The following is a 22,445-nucleotide window of genomic DNA, read 5'->3' on the forward strand; positions in this document are numbered from 1 at the left end:
GGCCTCGCGGACAGGGTACATCGCGCGCTCGCTCAGCGTGAGAAAACGATCTCAGCCGGCCGAGGGATCGCCGATCGCAGCCAGGAACAGCGGCCAGCCGGTGCGGGTGTCGAGCACGCGGAAAACGTAAGGGCGGTCGACGATCAGCTCGTGCAGCGGCTCAGACGTCGCAACCGCCATCTCCGTCACAGCCGCCCCGACGGTGCCCTCCAACGTCACCCGGAGCCTCGCCTGTTGCGCCCATTCCTGGGCCTGGCCGCCGGGGACGATGCCGTTCAGATTGCTCAGTTCGACATCGGGCAGCGCCCGTGTCAGATCGGTCTTGGCCTCGATATCCAGGGCCGGCATGGTCACCGGGATCGATTCACGCTCTGCGAGGTCCAGAGCCCGTCCGGCCTCGTCCAGCTCTTCCACCGTCAGTTCCGACGGAGCGACGCCCGGAGCGGGCAGGATCACGTCGGCTGCGAGGGCGTCGTCATAGTCGAGGCGCACGGCCTCCCATCGCCTTCCGCTCGCGTATCGGGCATGGGGCTGACCGAGCAGCATGTCCACATCGATCGGCCCGTCAGGCCCTTCGAACGGCAGGACCGCCTCTTCGAAGAACGGCACTCGCCAGGCGGCGGCGAAGAACAGGGCGTCTTGGAGCACGACCTCGGTGTTCGGCGTCACCACTACGCCTGACCTGTCGATCAGGCCGCCGGTGTGCTCGACCACCCAGTTATCCAGGTCCGCCTGGGCGTGCGCGAAGGCGATCTCCTCCACCAGGACATGGAACGGTGCCAATCGATCGAGGAAGGGCTGCTCGGCCGTCGTATCCACGGTGACCACCCTGTTGGCCTGGTGCACCGCCGGCGTCTCCGGCGGGATGTCCAGATCGAGAGCCCACGGCGGCGTGTCGTATCCATTCAGGGAGGTCCGCAGGGCGTCGAATGCCTCCAGCCGCACCTCACGGTCAAGGCCGAGCGCCCGGTCGACACTCTCCGCAGAGATCCCTTCTGCCCCCTCTCCTGCCACCGCCAAGGACAGCGCGATGGAGCTCGGCGAGACCACCCGGTTCACGCCGTCAGAGTTGACGATGGCCTCCCAGCCCAGCCGCTCGCTCGCCTCGACGGCGACGTCGACGCCTTCCGTCACCCGGTACGCCTTGTCGTTGACGGCCTGGGACGCCATGCCATCCTCATCCCCCAGAACCCCGACATCGGCCCCGCCCTCCGGGTCGGTCGCACGCTCCTCTTGCGCGCTGGCGGGTACCACGCTGTCGGTGGCGCTGCCCACACCTCCGATGGGCAACCGGGGCAGCATCACGCCGGCGAACAGAACCACCGCCGCGACTCCCGTGCCCGCGAGCGCCCGTCGGTGATTCCGGGCACGGCGTCGCTTCGCCCCGGACAGCAGATCTGCGGGCACCTCCGGATGCGGCGCGACGCTCTGCAGTGCCTCGCGCACCTGATTGTCTTCGCTCATGACGTGGCCTCCTTACGCGTGAGCTGGGCCGATTCGCGCAGGGCTGCGCAACCCAGATGGGCGTACTTCTTGACCGCGCCGTCGCTGATCCCCAGCGTCTCGGCCACCTCCGCCACCGAACGATCCTCCAAGTACCGCAGCGTCACCACCGCGCGCTGCATGCGCGGCAGCCCCTCCAGAGCCCGCACGACGTCGAGCCGCAACTCGGCCGTCGCATCGCCGTCGGCGACGGACTCCGGAAGATGCTCGGTGGGAAACTCCGAACGCCAGCTGCGCCTCCGCCACCACGACACATAGGTGCGGTACATGGTGGTGCGCAGGTAGGCCTCGAACTTGTAATCGTTGGCGAGGCGCGGGTACGCACCGAGCGACTTCGCGAGCGCCGTCTGGACCAAGTCCTCGGCGTGATGCGAGTCGCCGGTGAGCACCCACGCGGCACGGAGGAGGTCGCTGCCGCGTTCGGCAAGGAACGTCTCGATCCCGGACACGGCACCTCCCTCTTCTCCAGGCATACTCCCAACCCTAACGACGCCGCCGCGGCAGGGATGGGTTGCCTCGCTATTCCAGGTGCACTTCTTCCAGGGTGCGGTCAGGCAGGATCTCGAGCACGAGGTCGGGCTCGATGCGACGGAGGAAGGCGTCGTCGTGGCTGACCAGCAGCACCGCCCCACGATAGGCGCGAAGGGCGTCGACGAGTTGGTCGACCGTGTCGAGGTCGAGGTTGTTCGTCGGCTCGTCCAGCACGATCAGCTGCGGCGGCGGATCGGCGAGCAGCAGCGTGGCCAGCGCCAGCCGGAACCGCTCGCCGCCCGAAAGCGAGGCGACGGGCCGGTCCATGGCCGAGCCTCGGATCAGGAACCGGGCCAGCTGATTGCGCAGCTGCTTCTCCGGAATCTGGGGCGCGACGGCGGCCAGGTTCTGGATGACGGTGGCGCGATCGTCTAGGCCGTCGACGCGCTGGGCCAGATAGCGGATGCGATCCGTGTGGGCCTCGGCCGTCAGCTCCGGTGGCAGCCAGGGGCTATCGTCGCCAAGCAGTCGGCGCAGGAGGGAGGTCTTGCCCGTCCCGTTGTTTCCGATCAGGGCGACGCGCTCCGGGCCCTGCACGATCCACTGGCGCCGGCCGTCGCCGAAGGTGGCGATCCGGCGCGACGCCGAGACCTGCGGATCGGGCAGCTGGATCGACATGCGGTCGTCGCCCCGCACCGCACGCCCGGCCTCATCGAGGGCTTGGCGGGCCTCACTCTCCTTGGCCTGCACCTCGCCGCGCAGCTTGCCGGCCGAGACCTGGGCGGATCTGGCCCTCAGCTTCGCGACGGCCCTCGGCACCCGCTTCTCTTCGTAGGCCTTCTTCGCGACGCGGACCCGGTGGGCGAGCTTGGTCTCGGCCTCGATCCGTTGTCTCTTCTCCCTGCGCAGCGCTTGAGTGGCGTCGCGTTCGGCCTGACGGGCGGCCTCTTGCTCCGTCTCCAGCCAGGCCCGCCACTCGGAGTACGGCCCGCCGAAGACGCTCAGCTCGCTGCCGTAGAGCTCAGCGGTGCTATCCATCAGCTCGAGCAGCGCGGTGTCGTGGCTGACCACGACCAGCGTGCCCTTCCACGAGGCCACCATGCTGGCCAGGCGCGCGCGGGCGCCGCGGTCGAGGTTGTTGGTGGGCTCGTCGAGCAGGGTGATGGGCGCGCGGCGCAGCCGGATGCCGGCGACGGCCACCAGCACCGCCTCGCCACCGGACAGCTCGCCGACGGTGCGGTCGAGGAAGTCGGGGTCGAGGCCGGCCTCGGCCAGCGCCACCTGGGCGCGAGCCTCGATGTCCCAGTCGTCGCCGATCGCGTCGAAGTGGGCGGGATCCGGATCCCCCGCCTCGATGGCGCGCACCGCGTCGAGGGGTTCGGCGATGCCGAGCAGCTCGGCCACGCGGCGGTCGGTGGCCAGCGTGAGCTGCTGCGGAAGGTAGGCCACCTCGTCGGTGACGGTGAGCTGGCCCGAGGTGGGCGTCAGCTCGCCGGCGATCAGCCGGAGCAGGGTGGACTTGCCGGATCCGTTGCGCCCGACGAGGCCCGTGCGGCCGGCGCTGAAGGCCCCGGAGACGGCATCGAGCGCAACGCTACCGTCGGGCCAGGTGAAGGTGAGGCGGTCGAGCACGACCGCGGGAAATGATGACATGGCGACTCCCGAACAGATTGTTTTGGGGTGCGCTGATGCCGGACGACGCGGGCATGGCCGCAAGCGCCGAAAAGGGCAGGAGGATTCGTCGGATCAGCGCGTTGATGGATAACGCGGAAGACGACGAATCAGTACAAGGAACTTTCCCAACGTCGGGTACAGGTCTTCACCGACTATAACCCGCGCTCAGCCGATCTGCACACACAGCCTGGGCACAGGCTTCGCCCATCGTCGGCACAGGCCGGCTCCCCAGGATGATCGCGTACCCATCCGAGAGCAGGAAGGCCCCACCACCGATGAGTCAGAGCGACGATCCCCTCGGCAGACGCCGGCGCCGGGTGCGCCTGGTCCCCCGCACTCGCAAAGGCAAGACGATCGCCGTCGCGCTGCTCGCGGTGGTCCTTGCCGGGGCGGGCACCGGCACCTGGTACCTGCTCAGCCGGCCCACCGACGACGCCCCCACCGCGATGACGCAGACCATCACTGTCTCCCCCACCACCCTCAAGAGCACCGTCTCCGCGACCGGCACCCTTGAGCCCGCGCAGCGCGCCGACCTCAGCTTCGACGCGTCCAGCACTGTCACCGCGGTGGAGGTGAGCGTCGGCGACACCGTCGAAGAGGGCGACGTGATCGCGACGATCGACGACGCCTCCTTGCAGGCGGCGGTCACGTCGGCGAAGGCCGATCTCGACGCCGCCGAGGACGCTCTGGACGAGCTGGAGGAGGACGACGACGCGACGGACGCGGCGATCGCGGCGGCGAAAGCCCAGGTGGTGGTGAAGGAGAACGCGCTGACCGCGGCCGACGAGGCCCTCGATGCGGCGACGATGACCGCCCCGTTCGACGCGCTCGTCGCCGAGGTGAACGTCGCGGAGGGCGACACCACCTCGGGCGGTTCCTCGGGCTCCGGTGCGTCCCAGGGCGGCCAGGGCGCTAACGCCATAGGCGCGGCATCCACGAGCTCGGGCTCGAGCGCCGACGTGGTGCTGATAAGCCCCGATCGCTACACGGTCAGCGCGTCCGTCTCCAGCTCCGACGTGGCCCGCGTCAAGAAGGGGCTTCAGGCCGAGCTCACGGTGGCCGGCGCCGACGACACCGTCTACGGCACGGTCTCGTCGGTGGCGGTGGTGGCCACGTCGTCGACCTCTGGCACCGCCACCTTCCCCGTGACCATCGACGTCACCGGCTCGCAGAAGGGCCTGTTCGCCGGATCCAGCGTGGAGGCGGCGATCGTCGTGTCCCAGCTGACCGACGTGATCGCCGTGCCGGCGAACGCCGTCACGACCGATCAGGACGGCACCAGCACCGCGACCAAGCTGGTCGACGGCGTCGAGACCCCCACCGAGGTCACCCTCGGCGACACCGTGGACAGCACGGTCGTGGTGACCGACGGTTTGGCGGAGGGCGACCAGATCGTGGTCACCATGACCATGCCGCGCGCCACCGGCGAGGACGGCGCGCAGCAGTTCACCGATGGCTTCCTCGGCGGCGGGGAGTTCCCCGGAGGAGACTTCCCTGGCGGCGGCCAAGGCGGCGGGATGGGCGGCGGCTTCCCCGGCGGCGGAGGGCCCAACCGATGAACGCCGTCCTCAAGCTGACCGACGTCACCAAGACCTACTCCACCGGCGTCGTCGACGTGCAGGCGCTGCGCGGCATCACGATGAGCGTCGACGAGGGCGACTACGTCGCGATCATGGGCCCGTCGGGCTCCGGCAAGTCGACGCTGATCAACATCCTCGGCTGCCTCGACGTGCTCACCACCGGCCGCTATCTGCTGGCCGGCAACGACGTGGCGAGCCTCGGCGAGGAGGAGCTGGCCGACATCCGCAATCGCTACATCGGCTTCGTCTTCCAGCAGTTCAACCTGCTGCCGGCGCTGTCGGCGTGGCGCAACGTCGAGCTGCCCCTGGTGTATGCCGGGGTCGGCGCGGCCGAGCGCAAGCGGCGGGCCGTGGAGGCGCTGCAGCGCGTCGGGCTGGCGGAACGCGTCCACCACCGCCCGGGCGAGCTGTCCGGCGGCCAGCAGCAGCGCGTCGCCATCGCGCGGGCGCTCGCCACCGACCCCGCCTTGGTGCTGGCCGACGAGCCCACCGGCAACCTCGACTCCGCCTCCACCCTCGACATCCTCGCCCTGCTGGACGAGCTGCATGCCTCGGGGCGCACCATCGTGCTGATCACCCACGAGTCCGACGTGGCGGAGCGCGCCAGCCGCGTGCTGCACGTCCAGGACGGCCTGATCTCCGAGGCGGTGCGCGCATGAGGGGCACACAGACGCTGCTCGTCGCGCTGGAGGCGGTGCGGCTGAACCGCACCCGCTCGCTGCTCACCGTGCTGGGCATCATGATCGGCATCGCGTCGGTGACGCTCACGGTCGGCTTCGGGCTGGGCGCGCAGCAGCAGGTGCGCGACCAGATCAGCGCGCTGGGCAGCAACCTGCTGATCATCTCCCCCGGCAGCGCCACCACCGACGGCGTGCGCGGCGGCTTCGGCAGCGCCACCACGCTGACCCGCTCCGACGCCGAGGCCCTGGCCTCCTCCGAGGTGGCGCCGAGCATCGCCGGCGTGGCCCCGGTGGCTTCCACCAGCCAGTCGCTGGCGGCGGGCTCCACCACCTGGACCTCGCAGGTGGTGGCGGCCACCCCGTCGTGGCTGGACGTGCGCTCGCGGGAGGTCTCCCTCGGGCGCTTCCTCACCGACGACGACGTGACCGGCAATGCCCGGGTGGTGGTGCTCGGCTCCGAAACGGCTGAGGAGCTGTTCGGCGGCAGAGCCGTCGGGCAGACGGTGACCATCGCGAACACCGACTTCACCGTCGTCGGCGTGCTGGCCTCCAGCGGCACCGCGTCGGAGACCAGCAGCGAGGACGACACGGTGCTGATGCCCTGGTCGACGGCGACGCTCACGGTAGGCACCTCGGCCTCGACGGTGTCGACGATCTACGTCACGGCCGCCGACGAGGACCACCTGTCGTCCGCCTATCAGGAGGCCTCGGCGGCCCTCACCACCCGGCACGGCCTGACCGCCGAGGACGACGCCGACTTCCAGATCACCACGCAGGAGTCCATCGTCTCGGCCGTCACCTCGACCGACCGCACCATGACCGTGCTGCTCGGCGGCATCGCCGGGATCTCACTGCTGGTCGGCGGGATCGGCGTGATGAACATCATGCTGGTCAGCGTCTCCGAGCGGGTGCGCGAGATCGGCCTGCGCAAGGCGCTGGGCGCCCGGCCGCGCGCCATCCGCAACCAGTTCCTCGCCGAGGCGGCCGTGCTCGGCCTGACCGGCGGCCTCGTCGGCCTCGGCATCGCGGCCCTCGGCGCCTGGCTGCTGCCGTCGCTCATCGACCAGCCCGTGACGCTGGCCTGGTGGGCCGTGGTCGGGTCGCTGGCGGTGGCGGTCGGCGTCGGCCTCGCCGCCGGCGTCTACCCGGCCGGCCGCGCCGCAAAGTTGGCCCCGATCGACGCCCTCCGCCGGGAATGACCAGCGCGGACCGGCCCCATTCCCATACACGTCAGCAAAGGACTCCAATGAACATCAATCTCATGAAACTGAGCCTCACCGTCGCAGCCCTGGCGGCGCTGGCGACAACCGGCTGCTCGTCGGACGCCACGGACGCGACCGCCCCGTCGACCCAGGCGAGCGCGCCGGCCGGCCAGTCCTCCGAGGCGCCGACGAACGGCGGACCACGCGGTGGAGGCGGCGAGGGAGGCCGGATGCCGGGCACCTTCGGGCTCATCGCCGACGTCCAGGACTCGACCATGCAGGTGCAGGGCGACGACGGACAGACCGCCGTCACATGGACCGACGACACCGCCTTCACCCAGCAGACCGCGGGGTCGCTCGACGACATCGCCGTCGGCTCGTGCGTGAGCGGCAGGGGCGAGACGAGCGACGACGGCACCGTCTCCGCGACTCAGCTCACCGTCACCGAGCCCGTCGACGGCGAGTGCCAGTCCTTCGGGATGGGGCGCCAAGGCGGGGGCAATCCGCCGCAGGGCATGCCAGAGGGCGGTGAGCGTCCCGAGGGCGCTCCCAGCGGGATGCCGAGCGACATGCCGACCGACCTCCCCAGTGGCGCTCCGAGCGACCTGCCGTCCGGCGGCCCTGGCGGCGGCATGACCGGCGGCGCCTTCCTCTCCGGCGCCGTGACCGCCATCGACGGCGAGACGATCACCGTCGAGAGCACCGTCCCCGGCGAAGACACGCCGCTGACAACGACCGTCGCCATCAGCACCGACATCACCATCGCCACCACCTCCGAAGCGAGCGCGTCCGACGTGGCGACGGGTCTGTGCGCCTCCGCTCAGGGCGAGACCGACGACACCGGCGCGGTGACCGCGAGCTCCGTCCGCCTGAGCGAGCCCGTCGACGGCGAGTGCTCCTTCGGCGGCATGGGCGGAGGTTTGCGATGAGCACACGGAGCAGGCGACTGCGCCGGTCGGCGGTCGCAGGCCTGGCGGTGCTGGCCCTCGCCGCCGGCGGCTCCTGGGCGGCCAGCCGCCCGTCGTCAGCCAGCCAGCTGGTGCTGGGCGAGGTCACGACCGGGGAGATCAGCCAGACGCTGTCCGGCGCGGGCACCGTCGAAGCCCTCGGCGAGCGCAGCGCCTCCTTCCCCATCGCGGCGACGGTCACCTCGGTCTCCGCGGAGCTCGGAGACGAGGTCACCGTCGGCCAGGAGCTCGCCACCATCGACGACACCGAGCTTCAGCGCGCCCTGGCCGAAGCCGAACTCGCGGTGGCCGAGGCCGAACAAGACCTGGAGGAGGCCGACTCGACGTCCGGCGACGACGCGTCCACTTCCGGTTCCGGAACCTCGGCCTCCGCCGGCGGCGCGGGGACATCCACGTCCGGCGACGCCTCCACGTCCAGCGCGCAGCCCTCCCAGACCGCGCCCTCTTCTGCCGCCTCACCCAGCGCCCAGCCCACGACGCCCGCGACCACCCCGTCGGCTTCTCCCACGGGGTCCGCTCCTGCCGAAGATCCGGACCAGGGCGACGCGAAACTCGACGCCGCCAAGCAGCAGCTGAGCAAGGCGCGAGATGCGCAGGCGGCGGCCTGGAGCAACCTGACCACCGCCCTGACGGCGGCGGTCACCGCCTGCGTGACGACGGGCGCCGAGTCGGCGACCGGAGACACCCAAGGCGACGCCAAGGCAGGAGACACGCAGAACGACCCCTCGGCCGGAAACACGAAGAGCGACACGACGACCGAAGACGCGGGGAACAGCTCACCAGCCGGAGACACCGCAGGCGACGCGACGGCGGACAACGCCGTCCTCACTCGGACCGGCGCACCTGCGGCCCCGATCGCGGACACCACCGACGAGGTCACCCCGGAGCCCACTGAACAGCCCACCGTCGAGGCGTCCGAGACGCCGACCGACCAGACGACCGAGGATCTCGCCACCGATCCCAGCACGTCTCCTGATGCCGCCCCCGTCGCGGACGCCGCCAGCTCCTCCGAGGAGGCGGCCGACCCCAACCCAGCGCCCAGCGAGACCCCTTCTTCGACCCCAGAAGTAGCGCCCAGTAAGTCCCCGTCCACCACCGCGAGCGCGTGCATCGCCGCGCTGGATGCGCTCGGCCCGGCCGAGTCGGCGGTGTCCGCAGCACAAGACGCGTTGGACGACGCGATCGACGCCGTCGTGGCCTGGGCTGACAACGCCACCCAGCCCTCGTCCACTCCGGACGCCGACGCATCTCCCTCGCCGACCCCCACCGCCCCTAGCACCCCCTCGGGCGCGGCCACCTCGCCCAGCGCCTCGACCGACAGTCCTGGCGGCTCCGGCGGCTCCGGCTCAGTGCCGTCGGGCGGGGCGTCGGATGCCCCTGACGCATCCGCGAACTCGGGTTCGACATCCTCTGGGCGGTCTCCGTCCACCACGTCCGACACCGCCTCCTCAGGCACGCCGTCATCCGGCACCGGACCGGCGGGAGCCGGCTCGGGCAGCGCCGCCACCGTCGAGCAGGCGGAGGCGGCATTGGCCCAGGCCAAGCTCGATCTGACCACCGCGACGCTCAATCTGGAGCGGGCCACGTTGGTGGCTCCGGTCGACGGGGTGCTCACCGCGATGCCGTTCGTCGAGGGCGAGTCGGCGGGCACGAGCGACGTCGCGACGGTGACCCCGACCGGCGGCGTCGCGATCCCGATCGAGGTGGGCCAGTCCGACATCGCCAGCATGGCCGTGGGCCAGTCCGCGACGATCACCTCCTCCACCGGCGACGCCTCGGAGGGTGCCGTCAGCGACATCGCGATCCTGCCCACCTCTACCGGCTCCTCCGCGACCTGGACCGTGACCGTCGCCGTCACCGATCCCGGCGCGGGTCTGGCGGTGGGCACCGCAGCGACGAGCGTCGTCACGGTCGCGAGCGCCGACGACGCGATCCTCGTTCCGGTCTCGGCCGTCACCCTGACCGGCACAGACACCGGCACCGTGCGGCTCGCGGTCGACGGCAAGTCCACCGAACGCGAGGTACACGTCGGCATCCGAGGCACCACCCACGTCGAGGTCACCGAGGGCCTGGAGGCCGGGGATCAGCTGGTCCTCTCCGACCCCAGCGAGGCGATCCCCACCTCCACAACCTCAACGATGCGCGGCCGGGGAATGAGCACCATCACCGGCGGCGGCTTCGGCGGATTGGGAGGCCCCCCGCGCTGATCCTCCCGGCTGTGAAAGCCAACTGGCGAAAACACAACTGGCTGGGCGTGTCGGAGCCGTACGCATTGCACGCTCCGACACGCCCAGTCAGCTATGTGCTCGCATCCACGCCGTTAACCGCGGTCGGTACCGCTGAGCGCCTCGTCGAACCAGCGGGTCAGCGCAAGCCACTCGGAGGCGGGGAGGAAGGCCGCCAGGCGCCACCGGATGTCGTCGCGACCGTCCCATAGCGCGCGTTCGGTCAGGATCACCCCGCAGAGGCCTTCGTCCGCGGCCTTGCGGGTGAGGGCTGACTCCGTGTTGCCTGATCGGATAAGCGGGGAGATTTGGGTCGCGTACTCCTGCAAGTCGGCGTCGCTGATCGGGATCCTCTCGGCGCCGGGATACCCATGTTCCAATAGCTTTCCGAGGTAACGCGCCCGCCACGACCTGTTCTCGAACTCCCTGGTGTGGAGCCAGTCCAGGACTTGCTCGGCGTCGTTGCTCTCCACAAGATCGACCGCCCACCCGGACTCCTCCAACGCGGCAAACCTCTCCTCATCGGTGGCCGCCGCGTCGTAGAGCGCCTGAAGAGCCTCGAAGTCGTCGTAGATCATATGGCCCGCGGCGAAGTCCCAGCGCTCTCCTTTGCGGAACCGCACCCAGGCGACCGTCGCCCAATCCGCCCGGCCCTCAACCGCGTCGAGCGCCAACGCCCATGCCCACTCCGGCAGGGTTCCCACCGGTTCGGACAATAGGCGCGCAAGCGACTCGCGATCCTCCTCGCCGACAAGCTGCTCCACCCACGCAGCAACCTCCTGCTCACTCACCGTCGCTTCCATGGGCACCTCCTCTCGCCACGCTGCGCAAGGCCCCATTGTCGCAAGCAGGACCCGATCGTGTCCGAACGACCAGCCACAAACCTTGACCGCCTCAAGAACACATCCATTTGATATCATTCCTATAGATTCGCTATCACTGGAGGTGGGCGATGCCTGCGATAACCATCCGCAAGCTGTCCGAGGAGACTCATCGAGCACTCAAGGCTCGCGCAGCCCAGCACGGCGTGAGCACCGAAGCCGAAGTGCGCGCCATTCTTGACGACGCCGTGCGCCCACCCGAGCGAACACGGCTCGGCTCACTTCTCACCGACATCGCATGGGCAGCCGGCCCCGTCGAGATCGTCCTCGAACGCGACCCCGCGCCCTACGAGCCGATCGATCTGTCGTGATCGTCCTCGACACCAACATCCTGTCGGAGCCGTTCAAGCCCGAGCCCGCTCCTCAGGTTCTCGGATGGCTCGACGCCCAGGACATCCGCACGCTCTTCCTTACCACGATCACGCTCGCGGAGGTCCGCACCGGCATTGCCGTCCTGCCCGACGGCAAACGCAAGAGCGTCTTGGAGCAGCGATTCGAAGGTGAGGTGGTGCCTCAGTTCAACGGCCGCATACTCCCGTTCGACGAGCCTGCCACCGTCGAGTTCGCAAGACTCACTGCGCGCCTCCGAGCGGCGGGCCGAGGCATCGACACCATGGACGCTCTCATCGCCGCCGTCTGCCTCTCGACGGGACACGCCCTCGCCACGCGAAACGTCTCTCATTTCAAGGACACGAGGATCGACCTGATCAACCCTTGGGGATAGAGCGGACCCCGTAGTAGGCGGAGAAGCGACGAGGCCTCGCCGACGTGCGGGAGACCTCTTACCTCCAATCTATATCGCGACAGGGGGCTTGCCGCAAGGCCCCCAGCAGGGTGCAAAATCGCTTCCTCATCTGATCGGAGGCGCATGTCACCCACCGCTTTCTCCCTCCCCGAACGTCTCTCAGCCAAGGCCACCGCCTCGCTCATCGCGCGCGACGACGAGCAGTTCACACTCATCGGCGAACGCCTGCACGGCCAAATCTCGACGCTTTCCGCACGCCTCGACGAACTCCGGATCGCCCCGGCCGGCCTGGGTCAGGGTGCGCTCGAGCGCGACCTCGAGATCCATCGGCTCAGCAACCAGCTCAGGGTGCTGCGCACCCACGGGCTCGACCTCTGCCTCGGCCGGATCATCGTCGAGGACGAGGATCCCGTCTACATCGGCCGAATCGGTCTGACCGGCGCGAGCGGCGAGCAACTCCTCGTCGACTGGCGCACCCCGGCCGCCGGGCCGTTCTTCGCCGCCACCCTCGCCGATCCGATGGGCCTGGTCAGCCGGCGCCGCTACCGCTGGGACGGCGGGCGGATCGTCGACTACTGGGACGAGTTCTTCCGTCCTGGCGCCGAGTCGGCTGCCTCGATGGACGACGAGTCGGCCTTCCTCGCGAGCCTCGCCACCAGCCGCTCGCCCAAGATGCGCGACGTGCTGAGCACCATCGCGGCCGACCAGGACGCGATCATCCGGGCCGACGCCCGCGGCGTGCTGGTCGTGGACGGCGGCCCCGGCACGGGCAAGACCGTCGTCGCGCTGCACCGCGCGGCCTACCTCATGTACACGGACGCGCGCATCGCCTCCGGCGGCGGGGGCGTGCTGTTCATCGGACCGCACCGGCAGTACCTCGACTACGCCGACGACGTGCTGCCCAGCCTCGGCGAGGACCGGGTGCAGATGTGCACCCTGCGCGACCTGGTGCCCGAAGGAGCGACGGCCATGGACGAGCCCGACCCCGCCGTCGCCCGGCTCAAAGGGGCGCTCGATGCCCCGTCGATGATCAAGGCCGCCGTGCGCTTCTACGAGGAGCCGCCCACCACCGCCCTGACTCTCAGCACGCCCTGGGGCGACGCGACGCTCACCCCCGCCGACTGGGCGGAGGCCTTCGACGTCGAGCCCGGCACCCCTCACAACGATGGCAGGGACCAGGCCCTCGACGCGGTGCTGGAGATCCTGGCCGACCAGATCCCCACCGACGACGAGGCGGATCCCGCGACCCTGCACCGCTGGCTCCGGCGCGACGAGGATCTGGCTGAGGCCTTCGGCGACGCCTGGCCGGTGCTGGATCCGCAGGAGGTGGTCGCCGACCTGTGGGCCGTCCCCGCCTATCTTCGGCTCGCGGCACCAACGCTTTCGGCCGACGAGCGACAGCTGCTTCGCCGTCCCGAGAACAGCCTCTGGACGACGGCCGACCTTCCTCTTCTCGACGCCGCTCGTCGCCGGATCGGGGATCCCGACGCGGTACGTCGCCGTCGTCGGCGAGAGACCGAACTCGAGCGCGAGGCCGAGGAGCGCGCGGCCGTCGCCGACCACCTGATCGCCGCCGACCACACCGAGATGCAGGTGATGTCGATGCTGCGCGGCTCGGACCTCCGCAGCGCCCTCACCAGCGACGACCGCGCCGCCCACGATCCGCTGGCCGGGCCCTTCGCGCACATCATCGTCGACGAGGCTCAAGAACTCACCGACGCCGAGTGGCGGATGCTGCACGAGCGCTGCCCCTCGGTGAGTTTCACCGTAGCCGGCGACCGAGCCCAAGCTCGGGCCGGCTTCGAGGGATCCTGGCCCGAGCGCCTCGCCCAGGCCGGCCTGCCCGGGGCGCGGGTCGCGTCCCTCGCCATCAACTACCGCACCCCGCAGGAGGTGATGGACGCCGCCGAGCCGGTGATCCGCGCCGCCCTGCCCGATGCCAACGTCCCCACTTCGATCCGCAGCTCGGGCATTCCCGTCCGCCACGGATCCGTGGACGACATCGAGGCCGTGCTCGACGACTGGCTCGCCACCCACGACGGTATCGCCTGCGTGATCGGCGCCCCCGCGCTCGCCTCGCGCCCGCGCGTCTCGTCCCTCACGCCGGCCACCGCGAAGGGCCTGGAGTTCGACCTGGTGATCCTGGTGAACCCAGCCCAGTTCGGGGCGGTGGACCGCTACGTCTCGATGACCCGGGCCACCAGCCAACTGGTCGTGCTCTCCTGACCACGGCAGCCGCCGCAGGATAACTGGCTGGGTTGGTCGCACTGTACGTATTGCACAGTGCGACCAGCCCAGCCAGCTATCTTTTCGTCTCGCCACGCCGGCCAAGCCGACGTCATTCGTGAGGGCATCGACGGTGCGGTGGGCCTTCGCGCCGCCGTGACCAACATCGAATCCCCGACCGAAGGCTGGCCGAGCTACGTCGAGAAGCTCCAAACGCTCGCCGATGAGCACCGACACTGACGATGATTGGCCGCCTCGTCGCCGAGGCCGCGACAATGGGCGCATGTTCCTTCTCGCCACGTCGAAGACACGGTGACGCCATGACCTTGTGGTTCACCGAGGCCCGGTTCGGCCTGTTCATCCACTTCGGGCTGTATAGCGGCGCCGCGCGCCACGAGTGGGTGCAGTCCCGCGAACTCCTCAGCACCGAGGACTATCAGCCCTACTTCGACCACTTCGACCCCGACCGCTTCGACGCCGCCGCCATCGCGCGCACCGCGAAGCAGGCGGGCATGGGCTACGCGGTGCTCACCACCAAGCACCACGAGGGCTTCTCCCTGTGGGACACCGCGCTCAGCGACTTCTCGTCGGCCAAGGCCTGCGGGCGCGATCTGGTGCGCGAGTTCGTCGACGCCGCCAGGGCCGAGGGACTCCGGATAGGCCTGTACCACTCGCTGATCGACTGGCATCACCCCGACTTCACCGTCGACTGGCTGCACCCGCTCCGCGCACATCCCGATGGCGCCGCGCTGAATCAGACCCGCGACATGGCGCGCTACCGGAACTTCCTGCATGGCCAAGTCCGCGAGCTGCTCACCGACTACGGGCAGATCGACTACCTCTTCTTCGACTTCACCTACCCGGACACCAACGATGGGTGGCCGGGCAAGACGCCTGAGGATTGGGACGCCGACCGGCTGATGGCGATGTGCCGCGAACTTCAGCCGGGCATCCTGATCAACGACCGGCTGGGCATCCCCGGCGACCTCGTCACCCCCGAGCAGTACCAGCCCACCTCGCCCCTGGTCGTCGACGGCCGTCCGCAGGTCTGGGAGGCATGCCAGACCATGAACGGATCCTGGGGCTACGACCGCGACAACGTCGACCACAAACCGGCCGTCCTGCTGGCCCAGATGCTCACCGACTCGGTGTCGATGGATGGCAACATGCTGCTCAACATCGGCCCCGACGGCCGGGGCGCGATTACGTCGAACGATGCCGCCGTCCTCGCAGAACTGGGCGCCTGGATGGAACTGCATCGCGACGCCGTCGTCGACGCTGGGCACGCACCCTTCACCCCGCCGCGCGAGGGCGTCTACACCCTGCGCGGCGACAGACTGTACTTACACCTGCACACCTGGCCGCTGGGCTTCGTCCACCTGCCGGGGCTCGCGGACCGGGTGACCTACGCGCGGCTGCTGAACGACGGATCCTGGCTTCGTACCAGCGTCTCCGACCCCAACCAAGCCCCCTCACAAATGACGCCGGCGGGCGAGGCGGCGGGCACCCTCACGGTGCACCTGCCGGTTCGGCGCCCCGACGTCCTCATCCCCGTGATCGAACTCACCCTGACCCCGGAAGGAACCGACGCACCGTGACCACGAGGCCATCCGCACACGAGATCTGGATGGGGCCGATCGCCCCGCTGTCCCCCGGCGGGCTCGAGCGACCCCGGATCGGCATCGCTGGCATCTCGATCGAGTCCAGCACCTTTTCCCCGCACCTGTCTGATGAGCGGGCGTTCACGGTCCGCACCGGCGCCGACCTGATCGGCTACTACCCGTTCCTCGACGAGGGCCAAGAGCCGCGTAAGGCCGCCGACTGGGTGCCGCTCACCCACGGCCGCTCGCTGCCCGGCGGGGCCGTGCCGATGTCGACCTACCTGGGCATGAAGGACGCGATCCTCGCCGGCATCGCGACCGAAGGCCCCTTCGACGCACTGTTCCTCGACATCCACGGCGCGATGAGCGTCGTCGGCATGGACGACGCCGAGGGCGACCTGGCCACCGCCGTCCGCGTGGCGTTGGGGCCCGACGCGCTCGTGTCGGCCTCGCTGGACCTGCACGGCAACGTGTCGAGGGAACTGCTGGACGCCGTCGACCTCATCACCTGCTACCGGATGGCGCCGCACGAGGACTGGATGAACACGAAGGAGCGCGCGGTGCACAACCTGCTGGCGCGGCTCCGCGGCCCGCACGGCGCCGACCCGCTGGCTCGTCGCCCGTTCAAGGCCTGGCGCCAGGTGCCCGTCCTGCTGCCCGGGGAGAAGACCAGCACGCGCCTCGAACCCGCCAAGGGCATCTACGACCAGGTGGCCGACGTCGCGGACCTCGACGGCGTGCTCGACGCCGCCGTCTGGGTGGGCTACGCGTGGGCCGACGAGCCGCGCTGCCAGGCCGTCGTCGTGGTCACCGGCGACGACCGCGAGGTGATCGCCCGCGAGTCCGAGAATCTGGCCCGCCGCTACTGGGACGCCCGCGCGGACTTCGTCTTCGTCGGCCCGACGGCGTCCCTGCACGAGGCCCTCGACCTGGCCCTGGCCCCGGGGGCGACGCACCCCTACGTGATCTCGGACTCCGGCGACAACCCCACCGCAGGCGGCGCCGGCGATGTCTCCTGGACGCTGGGCGAGCTGCTCGAGCGCGAGGACCTGCGTGAGCCCGTCCGCGTCGTGATCCACGCGTCGATCTTCGACGAGGCCGCCGTCGCGCAGGCCGCCGCCGCGGGTGTCGGGGCCACCGTCACGCTCGAGGTGGGCGGCCGGGTCGACCCCGGTCCGCGCGGGCCGGTGACCATCACCGGCGAGGTGTTCTCGGTCACCGAGGGCGACGAGACGGCCGGCACGCAGGTCGTCGTCCGCGCCGGCTCCGTGCATGCGATCATCACCGAGCGCCGCAAGCCCTTCCACGAGCTGCAGGACTTCCGCATGCTGGGCCTCGAGCCCACCGAGGCGGACATCGTCATCGTCAAGATCGGCTACCTCGAGCCCGAGCTGTTCGAGCTGGCCGACGGCGGGGTCAACTGGACGCTCGCCCTGACTCCGGGCGGCGTCGACCAGGACCTGCTGCGCCTCGGCCACCACCGGCTGCAGCCAGGCGTGTACCCCTTCGACCAGAGCAACACGAACCCCGACCTGACGCCCGTGGTGACCCGCCGCGGGGAGGAGAGCTGACATGCCCCGCTTTGAGAAGCGCATCGGCCCGGACTTCGGCGCCGACGCACCGGTCTACCCGCCCCGCCGGATCCCCGAGTGGTACCGCGACGCGAAGCTCGGCTTCTTCATCCACTGGGGCCTGTACTCGGTGCCGGCGTGGGCGACGGCGCACGGCCCCGGCGGCGTGCCTGACGAGGACGCCTACACGCATCACCAGTACGCCGAGTGGTACGGCAACACGGTGCGCATCGCCGGCTCCCCCACCTGGGAGCGGCACCAGCGCCTGTACGGCGTCGGCACCTCGTACGAGGACCTGGCCGACCTCTGGCACGCCGAGGCGTTCGACGCGGACGACCTCGTCGCCGAGCTGGTCGGCGCGGGCGCGCGCTACGTCATCCCCACCACCAAGCACCATGAGGGCTTCTGCCTCTGGGACACCCCGACGACGGGCTTCAACGCCGTCCGCCGCGGCCCTCGTCGCGACCTCATCCAGGAGCTGCACGACGCCACGCGCAAGGCGGGCGCGCGGTTCGGCGTCTACTACTCGGGCGCCCTCGACTGGCACGTCTCCGACTTCCCGCCCATCGAGTCCGACACCGACCTGTTCCGGTTCCGGCGGCACGACGAGCAGTTCTCGCGGTACTCCGCGGAGCAGCTGGAGGAGCTGATCGAGAGGTTCTCCCCCGACGTCCTCTGGAACGACATCGAGTGGCCCGACGGCGGCAAGGACAAGGCGGAGTACTCGCTGGCTGCGCTGTTCAACCGCTACTTCGCGGCGGTGCCTGACGGCGCCATCAACGACCGGTGGGGCGTGCCGTACCACGGCTTCCTGACGCGCGAGTACATGGCCGTGAACGGGATCCAGGACGAAGTGTTCGAGGCCACGCGCGGGCTCGGATACTCCTTCGGCTACAACCAGGACGAGGATGCCCGGCACTCGCTCTCCGGCGCTGCGCTGATCCGGCTGCTGGTCGACGTCGTCAGCAAGAACGGCAACCTGCTGATCAACGTCGGCCCACGCGCCGACGGGTCGATCCCCGAGCTCCAGCTCGCCGCGATGCGAGAGATGGGCGCCTGGCTGCGCGTCAACGGCGAGGCGATCTACGGCACCCGACCGTGGATCCGCGCCGGCGAGCCGATCGGCACGCCGGTCTCCTACACCACGAGCGGCGACGCGGTGCACGTCCACGCGCTCGACCCCGCCGTCGGAGCCGTGGATCTGCCCACCGAGCTGCGGGATCGCCAGAACTACCGCTGGATCGGGGCGGGCGAAGCCGAGGTGGCCGGCGGCACCGTCGAAATCCCCGAACCCCTTCGCGGCTCTGCGGTCGCCGTCCTCACCGTCAGCTAGGCACCCTCAGCGCACCCGGAGCGCCAGGGTAATCTTGGCCGCGATGACCAAGGAGATCCAGACCCTCCCACCGATCGAGGTGCTGAGCAGGGCTACGCCCACCAGCCCTCGCACGGGTGAGCCGCCGCGCACGGCGGAGTTGTGGGTCTCGTCCATCCTGCTTCATCTCGCCTCGGCGGCATCGGCCGGCGCCTACGCCTGGCACTGGTGGCAGGCCGCACATCCGGACAGCTACGCCACCTCGGCGCGGATGATCGCCTGGTTGGAGCCCGACCCCGGCAAGTGGCTCTCACTGCTCATCGAAGGACTCCTCGCTCTGGCCTTGGTGCTGGCCGCGGGGGCCTGTTCGGTCGTCGGTCTCCAGACCTGGAACGGTTGGCGGCTGGCCCGCAAGGTCTCTCCGCTCGCCGTGCTGCTGACCGGGCTCTTCGCGCTCGCGCTCAACCAATGGGCCCTGATCGGCGTGGGCCTCGCCGTCGTCGGAGTGGCTCTGCTGTGGCTGCCCGGGGTCACCAGATACTTCGTGCGCTGGGACGAGCTGCGCTCGGTCAAGGCCGACGGATATCGCCGGCCGGACTCCATCTACTACGGGCGACTGCCCCGTTTTCGGTAGGGAGCTAAGGACGTGCCACACCGGATGAGATATGTCGCCTAGGGTCTGTTGCGGAAGTGGTGGCCGTAGCGAGCGGCGTCATGGCGCGTCAGCTGCAAGGCGCAGGAGGAAAACGCTAGTGGTGCCTAACGTTGACGAGTGCAACGAAGCAGATGGCGTGCCAGGGCGTCGCGTAGTAGGCCACTTCCACTTTCGTAACAGGCCCTAGATCTTGTGTGCGTATCGGGTCATGCCCGTCGCGCAAGATGTAGGTGGCGTGAGACTCACCCATGTGGTGCGCCACAGCCGGTGCCTTCATTGATCAGTTCTTCCCTAGACCACAGACAAGGACAACATGGACCTCCTCGGAATCGCCCGCCAGCTGGGCCGGCTTCTGCTGGTGCCTTCGTCGCAAAGAGCCCCCAAGGCCCCGGCGAAGACACCAAAGACACCGGCGAAGACACCAAAGTCACCGACGAAAACCCCCAAAGCATCGGCGGCGACCCCGAAGCCCACCGCCAGCTTCAAGCCCAAGCAGGACGCGGTCCCGACGGTTGACGCCGGCTACCCGGGCGACTACACGCAGCTTCCCGAGATCGTCTACGACCCGCACCCCGACGGTCGCCCCGATCCGGGCGAGATCGTCTGGACCTGGGTGCCCTATGAGGAGGACCACTCACAGGGCAAGGACCGTCCCGTCCTGCTGATCGGCCGCGACGGACGCTGGCTGCTGGGCCTTCAGGTCACCTCCCAGGACCACGACCGCGACGCCGCCCAGGAGGCCCGCGCGGGTCGTCTGTGGATGGACATCGGCGCTGGCGAGTGGGACCAGAAGCGCCGCCCGAGCGAGGTACGCGTCAACCGGATCATCCGCATCGATCCCGACGGCGTACGCCGCGTCGGCGCCATCCTCGACCGAGCCATGTTCGACGCCGTCGCAGAGGAAGTGCAGAAAAACTACGCTCTTTGAGGTGCGAAGGCCCCGGGCGAGGAACGAGCCCCAGGCCTGAGCCTCGAAAAGAGCTACCGGCAGCTGAACGACGACCTCGACCACCGTGGCCTCGTTTCTGCGGACTCTCGCGCTGGCTCTTTTCGAGGCTCGGCCGCGGACGGCCTCGCACCTCAAAGAGCGTGGATGACGAACACCTCGGAGAGCGACAAGTGGCCGGCCCCTTTCGGGACCGGCCACCTTTTTGTTGCCTAGTTCAGCGAAGTGAGGTCACTTGCCGATCGAGGTCCCGGCGGAGCGGAGCGCCTGGCAGGCCTCGACCACGCGAGCGGCCATGCCGGCCTCGGCGGCCTTGCCCCACACGCGGGGATCGTAGGTCTTCTTGTTGCCGACGTCGCCGTCAACCTTGAGCACGCCGTCGTAGTTGCGGAACATGTGATCCGCGACGGGACGGGTGAAGGCGTACTGGGTGTCGGTGTCGACGTTCATCTTGATGACGCCGAAGTCGACCGCATCCGAGATCTCCTGATCGGTGGAGCCCGAGCCGCCATGGAACACCAGGTCGAACGGCGATTCCTTGCCGTACTTGGCGCCGACGGCGTCCTGGATCTCCTTGAGCACTGCGGGGCGCAGCTTCACGGCGCCCGGCTTGTACACGCCGTGCACGTTGCCGAAGGTGAGGGCCGTCATGTAACGACCCTTCTCGCCCAGGCCGAGAACCTCAGCGGTACGCAGGCCGTCCTCGACGGTGGTGTACAGCTTGTCGTTGATCTCGGCGGTCACGCCGTCTTCCTCGCCACCGACGATGCCGACCTCGATCTCGAGGACGATCTTCGCGGCAGCGGTGAGGGCCAGCAGCTCGTCAGCGATCTGCAGGTTCTCCTCCATGGGAACGGCCGAGCCGTCCCACATGTGGGACTGGAAGATCGGCAGGCCGGTCTTGTTGACCTGCTCCTGCGACAGCGCGATCAGCGGACGCACGTAGGTGTCCAGCTTCTCCTTGGGGCAGTGGTCGGTATGCAGGGCGATCTGCACGCCGTAGTTCTTGGCCACTTCCTGAGCGTAGGCCGCGAGGGCGACAGCGCCCGTGACCATGTGCTTGATCGTGGAGCCGGAGGCGTACTCGGCGCCACCGGTGGACACCTGGATGATGCCGTCGGAGCCGGCCTCAGCGAAACCCTGGATCGCAGCGGTCACCGACTGCGAGGAGGTGATGTTGATCGCGGGGTAAGCGAACTTGCCGGCCTTGGCGCGGTCCAGCATCTCTGCATAGACCTCGGGAGTTGCAATGGGCATTGTTGCCTCTTTCCTTTTTCCTTACGGTTCGAGACTCAAACTCTCGCGACTCAGCCTAGCGCGTGAACCTTACGGATTCTTGGGCAGCCCCCGAATCTGGATGTTCGCACCTGCGGAGACGCTCCGAGCGTCGCGCAATCGCGTCAGACAAGGGCGTCCAGGGCCGCCGCGTCCAGTCGGATGCGACCCATCGAGTTGGCCTGCACGGCCAGGTCGATCACCGATGCCGACGCGTCGAGGAAGCTCAGCGGCACGGAGACCGTCTCAGCACCGTGGGCGTGCAGCACCAGGTTGGGTCCGGCCCCCAGATGGTGGCCCTGCACGCGCAGCGCATCGACGTCGCCCCACATCACCGCCACGGGACGCGGCCAGACGAATTCGAGGCCGTGAGGATCGACGAAGAACACCGGTCCGTCCGGGATCCGGGCCAGGTCCCGTTTGGCGCGACTGAGGCCGACGGCCGAGACGATCACCCAGAACACCGTGGAGAACCCCCAGAGCACGCCCACCAGCACGTAGACCCAGGGCTCCCATGCCGGACGGAACCACCAGAAGGAGATGGTCAGAAGGATCGCGGACAGGATCATCGACCCGATCCGCCAGCGCAGCACAGAACGCTGCCGGGCGACCCGTGCCGCCGTCGGCATCGGGGTGAGCCCCACGGCGAATCGCTCCGACTGCATGCGCCTCATCATAAGGGGGCACCTGAAACCTTCGCTCTCCCGCTCCACGCTCTTTGAGGTGCGAAGGCGCAGGGCGAGGAACGAGCCCCAAAGCCGAAGCCTCGAAAAGGGCCAGCCGGCAGCCGAACACCCAGCCCGACCATCGCGGCCGACTTCCTGCCGATTCTCACGCTGGCTCTCCTCGAGGCTCGGCCGCAGGCGGCCTCGCACCTCGAAGAGCGTGGATATGACGCTCTTTGAGGTGCGAAGGCTCAGGGCGAGGAAC

The 22,445-nt window shown here is 69.4% G+C and carries 19 protein-coding genes; 13 read left to right on the forward strand and 6 right to left on the reverse strand.

Annotated elements, in window-relative coordinates:
• Positions 1 to 51 precede the first annotated feature (51 nt).
• From P0D62_RS12790 to P0D62_RS12800, 3 genes are read right to left on the reverse strand one after another with little or no spacing between them, the layout of a single operon-like run.
• On the reverse strand, positions 52 to 1,464 hold the full coding sequence (locus P0D62_RS12790; RefSeq protein ID WP_275702933.1) for a serpin family protein: 1,413 nt from the start codon (positions 1,462 to 1,464) through the stop codon (positions 52 to 54).
• Entirely contained in the window at positions 1,461 to 1,976 is a 516-nt protein-coding gene (locus P0D62_RS12795; RefSeq protein ID WP_275702934.1) for a SigE family RNA polymerase sigma factor, read from the reverse strand. Before P0D62_RS12795 ends, P0D62_RS12790 begins: the two co-directional genes overlap by 4 nt.
• 46 nt (positions 1,977 to 2,022) lie before the next feature.
• Entirely contained in the window at positions 2,023 to 3,627 is a 1,605-nt protein-coding gene (locus P0D62_RS12800) for an ABC-F family ATP-binding cassette domain-containing protein (protein ID WP_275702935.1), read from the reverse strand.
• A gap of 296 nt (positions 3,628 to 3,923) precedes the next feature.
• Between P0D62_RS12800 and P0D62_RS12805 the strand changes: the two genes are divergently transcribed.
• Genes P0D62_RS12805 through P0D62_RS12825 form a run of 5 tightly spaced genes read left to right on the forward strand, consistent with a single transcriptional unit; the run spans position 3,924 to position 10,285 of the window.
• Positions 3,924 to 5,207, forward strand: a complete 1,284-nt coding sequence (locus tag P0D62_RS12805) for an efflux RND transporter periplasmic adaptor subunit (RefSeq protein ID WP_275702936.1) — start codon at positions 3,924 to 3,926, stop codon at positions 5,205 to 5,207.
• A complete protein-coding gene (locus P0D62_RS12810; RefSeq protein WP_275702937.1) occupies positions 5,204 to 5,887 on the forward strand; it encodes an ABC transporter ATP-binding protein in 684 nt (227 codons plus the stop codon). Before P0D62_RS12805 ends, P0D62_RS12810 begins: the two co-directional genes overlap by 4 nt.
• Positions 5,884 to 7,107: an ABC transporter permease gene (locus P0D62_RS12815; protein ID WP_275702938.1), complete on the forward strand. Its 1,224-nt coding sequence runs from the start codon at positions 5,884 to 5,886 to the stop codon at positions 7,105 to 7,107. The genes P0D62_RS12810 and P0D62_RS12815 overlap by 4 nt, the downstream gene beginning before the upstream one ends.
• Before the next feature lie 47 nt (positions 7,108 to 7,154).
• Positions 7,155 to 8,039 (forward strand): DUF5666 domain-containing protein, encoded by an 885-nt coding sequence (locus tag P0D62_RS12820; protein ID WP_275702939.1) that lies wholly within the window; start codon positions 7,155 to 7,157, stop codon positions 8,037 to 8,039.
• Positions 8,036 to 10,285, forward strand: coding sequence for an HlyD family efflux transporter periplasmic adaptor subunit (locus P0D62_RS12825; RefSeq protein ID WP_275702940.1), 2,250 nt, complete (start codon positions 8,036 to 8,038; stop codon positions 10,283 to 10,285). The genes P0D62_RS12820 and P0D62_RS12825 overlap by 4 nt, the downstream gene beginning before the upstream one ends.
• A gap of 113 nt (positions 10,286 to 10,398) precedes the next feature.
• On the opposite strand, the gene P0D62_RS12830 is transcribed toward P0D62_RS12825, so the two are convergent.
• Positions 10,399 to 11,106: a hypothetical protein gene (locus P0D62_RS12830; RefSeq protein WP_275702941.1), complete on the reverse strand. Its 708-nt coding sequence runs from the start codon at positions 11,104 to 11,106 to the stop codon at positions 10,399 to 10,401.
• Positions 11,107 to 11,255: 149 nt separating this feature from the next.
• Here P0D62_RS12830 and P0D62_RS12835 point away from each other — a divergent pair, with 149 nt between their 5' ends.
• The 8 genes from P0D62_RS12835 to P0D62_RS12870 all read left to right on the forward strand — a co-directional run bounded on the left by P0D62_RS12835 (position 11,256) and on the right by P0D62_RS12870 (position 20,222).
• Positions 11,256 to 11,495 (forward strand): FitA-like ribbon-helix-helix domain-containing protein, encoded by a 240-nt coding sequence (locus tag P0D62_RS12835; protein WP_275702942.1) that lies wholly within the window; start codon positions 11,256 to 11,258, stop codon positions 11,493 to 11,495.
• Complete coding sequence (locus tag P0D62_RS12840; protein WP_275702943.1) at positions 11,492 to 11,908, forward strand: type II toxin-antitoxin system VapC family toxin; 417 nt, start codon at positions 11,492 to 11,494, stop codon at positions 11,906 to 11,908. Before P0D62_RS12835 ends, P0D62_RS12840 begins: the two co-directional genes overlap by 4 nt.
• A gap of 144 nt (positions 11,909 to 12,052) precedes the next feature.
• The gene (gene helR / locus P0D62_RS12845) at positions 12,053 to 14,155 is read left to right on the forward strand and encodes an RNA polymerase recycling motor ATPase HelR (RefSeq protein WP_275702944.1); all 2,103 of its coding nucleotides are present in this window, start codon (positions 12,053 to 12,055) and stop codon (positions 14,153 to 14,155) included.
• Between the two features lie 320 nt (positions 14,156 to 14,475).
• Entirely contained in the window at positions 14,476 to 15,753 is a 1,278-nt protein-coding gene (locus tag P0D62_RS12850) for an alpha-L-fucosidase (protein WP_275702945.1), read from the forward strand.
• The gene (locus tag P0D62_RS12855) at positions 15,750 to 17,327 is read left to right on the forward strand and encodes a M81 family metallopeptidase (protein WP_275702946.1); all 1,578 of its coding nucleotides are present in this window, start codon (positions 15,750 to 15,752) and stop codon (positions 17,325 to 17,327) included. Before P0D62_RS12850 ends, P0D62_RS12855 begins: the two co-directional genes overlap by 4 nt.
• Before the next feature lies 1 nt (position 17,328).
• Positions 17,329 to 18,660 (forward strand): alpha-L-fucosidase, encoded by a 1,332-nt coding sequence (locus P0D62_RS12860; RefSeq protein ID WP_275702947.1) that lies wholly within the window; start codon positions 17,329 to 17,331, stop codon positions 18,658 to 18,660.
• A 43-nt stretch (positions 18,661 to 18,703) separates the two neighbouring features.
• Positions 18,704 to 19,273, forward strand: a complete 570-nt coding sequence (locus P0D62_RS12865; protein ID WP_275702948.1) for a hypothetical protein — start codon at positions 18,704 to 18,706, stop codon at positions 19,271 to 19,273.
• Between the two features lie 334 nt (positions 19,274 to 19,607).
• Complete coding sequence (locus P0D62_RS12870) at positions 19,608 to 20,222, forward strand: type II toxin-antitoxin system PemK/MazF family toxin (protein WP_275702949.1); 615 nt, start codon at positions 19,608 to 19,610, stop codon at positions 20,220 to 20,222.
• Between the two features lie 249 nt (positions 20,223 to 20,471).
• Here the strand turns inward: P0D62_RS12870 and fbaA are convergent, their stop codons facing one another.
• Both fbaA and P0D62_RS12880 read right to left on the reverse strand, forming a co-directional pair.
• The gene (gene fbaA / locus P0D62_RS12875) at positions 20,472 to 21,497 is read right to left on the reverse strand and encodes a class II fructose-bisphosphate aldolase (RefSeq protein ID WP_275702950.1); all 1,026 of its coding nucleotides are present in this window, start codon (positions 21,495 to 21,497) and stop codon (positions 20,472 to 20,474) included.
• Between the two features lie 143 nt (positions 21,498 to 21,640).
• The gene (locus P0D62_RS12880; protein WP_275702951.1) at positions 21,641 to 22,180 is read right to left on the reverse strand and encodes a hypothetical protein; all 540 of its coding nucleotides are present in this window, start codon (positions 22,178 to 22,180) and stop codon (positions 21,641 to 21,643) included.
• Positions 22,181 to 22,445: the final 265 nt, after the last annotated feature.

Source organism: Tessaracoccus caeni, from assembly GCF_029211185.1.
Taxonomy (GTDB): Bacteria; Actinomycetota; Actinomycetes; order Propionibacteriales; family Propionibacteriaceae; genus Arachnia; species Arachnia caeni.